A 7,775-nucleotide genomic window follows, 5' to 3' on the forward strand; every position below is an offset into this window, starting at 1 on the left:
GGAGGCATTGCATGGGCTGTCCTGGTCATTTGGGCAGTTTTATCCAGAAAAAAAGTAAAGTCTAAGCACTAGTTTCTATCTTTTGGCCGCGTGCAATTCTAAATGCAAATAATACTGTAAGCAATGTCATTGCAAAGAGCAATATTCCAANTTACAGAATGAAGTTTTGTATCAATTACAATAGCTCCAAGACCTATCTGCGATACTGCAAATATTCCAGCTAGTGTACCAGTGATCTTTATTTTTTTGTGTGAGCCTCTTGTCTTCCACGCCCCTACTGCGGTTGCAACTATCAAGACTCCTGTTGTAGCTGCAATGAATCTGTGTATCCATTCGGTTAGAAATTCTGCAGAAGGCAAAATTCCGCTTGGACAGAGTGGCCACTCTGGACACGTCAATCCTTGTCCACTTGCCTGAAGATATCCACCAATGAACATTAGCGAATACAAGATTACAAGGGATGCAAGTGCTAGATACTTGAAGTACATTACTATTGCACTATGAATTTAGCATCCATTCCAAGTGCTGCATGTCCAGGAACTGTACAGATGTAGTGATATGTTCCAGGTGCGCCGGCTACAAATGTTACGTCACCGCTTTTGCCCGGTTTCATAGGGTTATCAGGTGTTCCAAATGCTGAATTCCACACTACACTAGATGGATCAGTTGGATCTGTAACAACTCCAAATGCATGATATGATTTGCTGTCGTTCTTTACATGAATTGTAACTGTATCACCTGATTTTACTTTGATATCAGAGTTAGATCCTGGTTGGCCTGGCAATGCATTGAATGCATATTGCTTGAAATCAGNGTGATATCTGCATTAGAACCTGGCTGGCCTGGCAATGCATTGAATGCATATTGCTTGAAATCAGCACTCATTACAAAACTTACTGAAAATTCTACTTTGTTTCCGGTTGGTTTTACTTCAGCACCAGAAGCTGCACCTCCGCCAGATCCTGCAGCCACTATTATCTTACCTTCCATTCCAAGTTCTCNATACGTACCAGCCTTGGATGGCACAAATGACACTTCACCAGATTTACCTGGTTTCATGGGGTTGTCAGCTGTTCCAATGGTTGTTCCATCAATAGCAGGACCAGGTCCTGTATCGGAGTCAGTTACTGCAAATGCATGAAATGATTTACCATCATTTTTTACATCAAAGACAATCTTATCACCTACATTGGCATTGATTGTTGGATTTTTAGCATCACCAGACAATGCATTGAATGCATATACCTTAAAGTCAGGAGATTCCATAAATGACAAGTTAACTTGTACAGTTTTTCCTGTNCACCAGACAAGGCATTAAAGGCATACACCTTAAAGTCTGGAGACTCCATAAATGACAAGCTAACTGGTATAGTTTTTCCTGTAAATTTACCAGGTCCGTTTGAATTACCANTACCGGTCCTTGTCCCGGACTAGTATTACTTTTTTGACCCTGTTCTTGAAGTTTTCCGGCTGTTGGAAGATAAGAATTCCAGTAATCATAATTTAGGAAAAATATTGCGCCACCTANTGAATTACCACCACCGCTGGCAGCCTGTTCTTGAAGTTTTCCTGCTGTTGGAAGATAAGAGTTCCAGTAATCATAATTTAAGAAAAATATTGCTCCGCCTATTACCATTATTCCAAGCAAGATTGCAAGCATCTTACCCAATCTAGCAGGGCTTGTTCGAAGTATTGGTTCCTCGTGTTCTGCGTGACTCATATCAATATCCTATGTGGTGTGGGTTCTTGGCTGATGTGGATAGTAATACTTGCCACCGAGACCAAATGGGTCGTCCATGTTTGCTTCTTTTCCTTTTGCAGAATAGTAGATCAAGTTAATCAAGAATGCTACAAAGCTTGCACCCAGAATCCAAGCGCCTATTGTTGCAATCTGGTTGAGCTGTGTCCATGATGTATATTCTGCTGGATAATCGTAAATTCTTCTTGGCATGCCTTCTAGTCCAAGCAAGTGCTGAGTATAGAAGACCTGAACAGAACCCCATAACATTCCGATAAAGTGTATGTTTGCCAATTTTTCGCTGTACATTCTTCCAGTGATTAGTGGGAACATGTAGTATACCATTCCAACAAAGCCAAATGCGATTGTACCGGTAAGGAACAAGTGCATGTGTCCTACGACCCAATAAGTTCCATGGCTGATAAAGTCAAGAGGCATTGCAGAGTTGAGAACACCACCAGCACCTGCAGAGAAGAATAGTGCAATTCCACCGACTGCAAATTTCATTGGTGCGGCAAATCTGATTCTTCCTCCCCACATGGTGGCAAGGAAATTAAATACGTGCATGCCAGATGCTGGCACTGCTGCTAAAGTTCCAATCATGAATACGACTTTGGTTGTAAAGTCCATACCTGTTGAGTACATGTGATGACCCCAAGATGCAAATCCAATAAGACCAAGCATTACAAATGCAAAGACACCACTGCCTTGGCTGAACAAAGGCTTTCTTGAAAATCGTGGAATTATTTCATACATCATTCCGATAGACGGCAACAAGAAGATGTACACTTCGGGATGGAATGTAAACCAGAACAAGTGCAGGTATGCGATTGGGTCTCCTCCCAGTGAGGGGTTGAAGAAGCCTGATACTCCAAGTCTGTCGGTAAGCAACATGATGAGTGCTGCTGCATAAGATGGCATTGCAACAATTGTCATCAGGGNGGACCATGCAAAGAGTGGAACCTTGCGCAATGGCAAGTCTGGATGCTTGCATTTTAGAATCGTAACTACGAAATTAATTGAAGACAGTATTGATGAGATGCCTAAAATTTTGAGGCCAAATATCATCATGTCTGCAGCAGGTCCTGGTGCTCGAATAACTGAATATGGTGCATATGACACCCACGATGTATCTGAGAATCCAAGCCATAGCAATACACCGCCGACTGGGTTCATCCAAAATGCTATTGCATTTAGTTTTGGATATGCCATGTCCTTGTATCTGACCATGAGTGGTACTAGATAGTTACCAACTCCGTTGGCAACTGGAAGTGCAAACAAGAATAACATGGTTAGACCGTGAACTGTGAATATTCTGTTAAAGGTCACAGAATCAGAGATTAGAAAGTTCTGACCTGGGAAGAACAAGTGTGTTCTTATCATCATTGCCAAGACTCCTGCCATAAACAAGAATGCAAGGCCTGTAATGGTATACAACAAACCCACATCGGTGTGATGTGTAGAGAACATTATTTGCCAAACTGGACGGGGCTTCTTTAATTCTAGAACCATGAGATTTCCTCTACTTTATTTGAAATTGTTGCAAATAAAACGTTTTTGATAATTGTCAAGGTGAATCCTCCACTACTAGTGAACCTCTCATGTTGTAATGTAGTAATCCACAATATTCTCTGCATTGGATTGGGAACTCTCCTGTTTGATCAGGTGCAAACCATGCATGGTTTACGTGTCCTGGCACTGCATCTTCAAAGACTACCCAGTCTGGAATGTTAAAAGAGTGCATTACATCTTTTGAATAAATCTCAAAGTTATACGCGTGCCCCTTCTTCAGGTGGAGTGTGCTTATTTCCTTGGTACCATCTGCATGTTCAAAGCTCCAGAACCATTGCTGTCCTGTAACCTTGATGGTTTCAGCATCTGCTGGAACCTCTTCTACTTCCTTTTGGACAATCCAAGAATCAACACCGACGTATACTAGAATTGCAATAACTACACCAATGAATACCCATTCTGCTGTATCATGACCCATACCTAATGGCCCTCCTCTTTTTCATAGTTGCCAGTTGTTGGGTCATCGAGTTTTTCCCATCTTGTAGGGGTTTGGTTCTTTGGATGAGACTCTCTGAATCTCCAGACAAGCCAGANNNAAGCCAGATCATGGTACCTGAAACCACTGCACCTACGGTAAATGCAGCAGTTGTCATTCTAAAGAACTCGTTCCAGACCTCTGCTCTCAGGTTGATGTATTGCTTTGCAGACTTTTCTTGTGCGTGTGCAAAGTGTACTTGGGGAACAAGGGCTAATGCTATTAATGCAATAATTGAAACAGCAATGATTTTCTTCATTTGCTGATTTGTCGTGGATTTAATTTTCTATTTAAGCGTTTTGTAGATTGCCAGCGATCGAGTTTATTTTTAGATTTTATAACATATGGTAAATGTAGAAATCATCTTTTTTATTGTTCTAGTTTGTTGTACCAAAATTAATTTAACAGATTTTTGTCAGATAGATATTGCATCAGATGATCAAAATCTGTTTTGGCAATCTGGTCACCCATAACCAAAGGGGCAACATTACGAACCCAGCTTGGGATGTGTTTTCCTTTAATGTCATAATCATCTAACAAGCCAGTAATAGTAGACGGATCATTTGGATATCTTAACCAGTTATTAAGATCATCAAGTAGACTAGAGGGATCTACAGATGATAAGGATCTTAGTAATTGCTCATCAACTAGAATCTCATACTCTGGATAACAGTTTAGCATCGTATAGTTGTCCCTTTTGTAGAAATACCAATTTGGGCAATCCACATCATACTCGTATCGTGAGTTATCAGCATTCCAATTAAAACCATTTTTGAAACTTGAATCAGGATAACCATGACCCTGAACTAGAGTTATTGTATTGGTATCATAGTTTGTATTTACTTCAGCGTAAAGTGCATTTGGGTACAGAAAGACAACATTGGGATGACTAGTTATTGCATCAAACTCTTTCTTTGTTACATATTCATTATGTAGGACTATTACTTTCTTGAATTGTTTTAAGACATCAGGATTTTTGTCTACATCTTCATCTTTTAGATACGCATAATNCGATCTGTAATATATGATAAATGAAAGGATCATCTTTTTTATTGTTCTAGTTTGTGGTACCAAAATTAAGATAACATGTTTTTGTCAGATAAATATTGTATTAGGTGTGCAAATTCGGTTTTGTCGATATCACCAGCAATAACAGCAATTGCAGGATTTTTGACCCAATGCGGAACATGGGTTCCTTTAACATCATAATCAACCAACAGTTCAGATATAGCTGATTGGTCAGATGGATATCTTAACCAGTTGTTTATATCATCTAGCAGATCTGCAGGAGAAACGCTTTGCAAAGAACGCAGTAATTGTTCAGTATAAAGAATTTTGTATTCAGGATAACAATTCAACAGTGTATAGTTATCTTGCTTGTAAAAATTCCAGTTATTACAGTCTACACGATATTCAAATTTTGAATTATCATACTTCCAACCAAATCCATTTTTCATGCTTGAATTTGGGTACCCATGACCTTGGACCAAAGTTATGGTATTATCATCATAGTTTGTTTTGACCTCTGCGTAAAGCGCGTTTGGATACAAAAATAATACATCAGGATGACTGGTAATAGCATCAAACTCTTTCTTTGTCACATATTCATTATGTAAAACAATAACTCTCTTGTACTGTTTTAAAATATCAGGATTTTTGTCTACATCCTCATCTTTTAGATAAGGATAATTTAGTAACTTCAAAGCCCATGCGCCAGCAATACTTGAGGACTGGGAACCATGTATTCCGGTAGGAATTGGTACTGTCAGGCATGTTGTATCGCACTTGTTGTTATAGAAATCATAAAATCCATTTTTGCCATATGCGGCTTGTGTAAAACTTGGATAGATGAAAACAATATCGCGTGGTTTATCAAATAATCCAATATCTTTATACAAATTATTTAGTTCGGGTTTTAATTCTAAAGACAGTGATACCAAATTTCCACTTGCGTCATCATGTGGAGTTACATTGAAGAGAAATTCTTTTAATGGCAAGTGCAAGGTCTGCTCATTTCCTTCGGTATTTGATACTACAGTAAGATAATCCCCAGGATTGTTTGGAACATCATATGTAGTTGATTGTCCATATGCATTATAACAGAAAAATAGACCTACGATACACAAACCTGCCAGACAAAAAATGCCGAGTCTCAAGTTATACAATCAGACACAATTCCCACAAATTTGAATTTGCATCAGGTATTTGTTCTTATAGAATATAGTAGATGTAAAACACGTACTTTGAAATCTTACTAGTTTAGATTATGAATTTTTGAAATTGAAAAACTATTTCATAACTTACGTTAGGAGTTTTTTTAAGATAAAAAGGAAAAAGAGGGAAAGTTAGTTTTGGTTTCGACTAGTCTATGCTACGTTGATTGTAGTTGTCAAAGGCGGCGACAATGCGTTTGGATTGTCAATGCTCTGCCATACAAAGATTTGAGCAGTGTATGTGCCAGATGCACTTGGAGTCCAAGATTGTGCCGGATTGAGCGATTGACCTGCAGTCAATGTACCTGTGATCCAAGATAATGATACGGTCACCCCGTTAGCATCTTGTATTTGTACCAAGTATGCAAATGGTTGATCTCTGTCCTGGCCGTTTGTCAAGTCAGCAGTAATTTGTATCTGCTGGCCTGTCTTCACTGCACCAGTAATTGCATTGCCAAACGAATCAACTACTCTTGGGTTAGATGCCGGTGCTCTTTCGAGTGGTGGCACTATTGTTCCAATGAATGTTGTCGATGTCAATCTCAATTGATCATTTGGTGTGTATGGCGGTGGCAATGTTCTATCTCGGTATTCACCTGTTACGGTGTCACCTTCAGCAACGTGCAATCTGTTTCCAGATGACTGGAAGTTTGTGGTAAAGTACACTGTACCTTGGAAGATACCTGTTGCTTCGCCAGTCTCTGTCATGGTGAGCTTGATGCCACCTGAGTCAGAGTCAGACCATACGTTGGTGTCGAACTTGTCAACTGCCTTTGGATTAAGGTTCATGTCTGGGTCAACTATTTGCAATACTCCCTGGCCGTTGGCTGGGTAGCTTGCCTCTAACCACTTGATCTCACCGATGTTCCAGCGGATGAGTGCAGAGCCAGTAACTGTTTGATCTCTTGTGAATTCAAACGATACTGATACACCATCTTGTTCGGTTGCTGGTAAGAATCNCACTTGATCTCTTGTGAATTCAAATGATACTGATACACCATCTTGTTCGGTTGCTGGTAAGAATCCATCTGTTGGACCTGTACCAGAGACTACACCTTGAACTCCTACTGGCTGTAAGCCTGAACCATCAACTCCGCCTGAATCCTTGATGGACTTGTCACCTTGTAGGATGACATATCCAGTGAAGATGCCTGTGTCGACTCCAGTCTCAANAATGGTGTCGATAAGGTTTGGATCAAAGTTGTGGTCTGGTGCGACTACGGTAATGTAGACACGGTCAGTCCAGGTGTATACTTTCTGATCGAGTTCAACTGTTGCTCCAAAGTTTGATGTGTAGATGGTCAACTGTATATCTTGGTTGTTTGCACCTACTACCTTGGAACCTGCTGGACCCCAGTCAGTGTATTCTAAGTGGATCTGTTCTCCTCTCTCTAGCAAGTTTCCGTTAAGTGATTTTGGAATCTTGATTACAGATTGGAAGATACCTGTGTCTTTACCGGTCTCTACAAAGGCAGATGGCTTTGCATCAAATGCAGATGCCTGTCCACCAAGCTGTCCCATTGTATTCTTGAATGCGTGGGAATCCCATTCAATCAAGTCTAATGGTAGAGTATCAGCAGTCTGTGAATCTAGGTTAAAGTCTGGTTCCACGAGTGTGAGAATCATGTCTGAACCTATGANATCCAACGGTAGTGTTTCAGCAGATTGAGAATCTAAGTTCAGATCTGGTTCCACGAGTGTGAGAATCATGTCTGAACCTATGATGTAAACAGATTTGTCTGATTGTAGTACACCGTTTCTTAAGTCAAATACTGAG

At 40.1% G+C, this 7,775-nt stretch carries 3 protein-coding genes and 6 pseudogenes; all 9 read right to left on the reverse strand.

What is annotated here, in order from left to right; translation table 11 throughout:
* Nucleotides 1-61: 61 nt before the first annotated feature.
* Nucleotides 62-150, reverse strand: a pseudogene (locus DYY66_RS14465) (cytochrome oxidase assembly protein); the annotation flags it as partial.
* Nucleotide 151: 1 nt separating this feature from the next.
* A pseudogene (locus tag DYY66_RS06810) lies at nucleotides 152-488 on the reverse strand (COX15/CtaA family protein); the annotation flags it as partial.
* Nucleotides 489-490: 2 nt separating this feature from the next.
* Entirely contained in the window at nucleotides 491-784 is a 294-nt protein-coding gene (locus tag DYY66_RS16235) for a cupredoxin domain-containing protein (protein WP_166287337.1), read from the reverse strand.
* A gap of 937 nt (nucleotides 785-1,721) precedes the next feature.
* Nucleotides 1,722-2,679 (reverse strand): annotated as a pseudogene (locus DYY66_RS14470) (cbb3-type cytochrome c oxidase subunit I); the annotation flags it as partial.
* Nucleotide 2,680: 1 nt separating this feature from the next.
* Nucleotides 2,681-3,250: pseudogene (locus tag DYY66_RS14475) on the reverse strand (cbb3-type cytochrome c oxidase subunit I); the annotation flags it as partial.
* A gap of 55 nt (nucleotides 3,251-3,305) precedes the next feature.
* Nucleotides 3,306-3,728, reverse strand: coding sequence for a hypothetical protein (locus DYY66_RS06835; RefSeq protein ID WP_166287352.1), 423 nt, complete (start codon nucleotides 3,726-3,728; stop codon nucleotides 3,306-3,308).
* Between the two features lie 1,133 nt (nucleotides 3,729-4,861).
* Entirely contained in the window at nucleotides 4,862-5,941 is a 1,080-nt protein-coding gene (locus tag DYY66_RS06850) for a hypothetical protein (protein ID WP_166287358.1), read from the reverse strand.
* 210 nt (nucleotides 5,942-6,151) lie between these two features.
* Nucleotides 6,152-6,957 (reverse strand): annotated as a pseudogene (locus tag DYY66_RS14480) (hypothetical protein); the annotation flags it as partial.
* A gap of 214 nt (nucleotides 6,958-7,171) precedes the next feature.
* Nucleotides 7,172-7,638, reverse strand: a pseudogene (locus DYY66_RS14490) (hypothetical protein); the annotation flags it as partial.
* Nucleotides 7,639-7,775: the final 137 nt, after the last annotated feature.

The sequence above is a fragment of the Candidatus Nitrosotalea sp. FS genome, from assembly GCF_011319475.1.
Taxonomy (GTDB): Archaea; Thermoproteota; Nitrososphaeria; order Nitrososphaerales; family Nitrosopumilaceae; genus Nitrosotalea.

Coding starts and splice junctions, on each gene's coding strand:
- DYY66_RS06835 (WP_166287352.1), bottom strand. CDS start 3,728: ATGGGTCATGATACAGCAGAATGGGTATTCATTGGTGTAGTTATTGCA.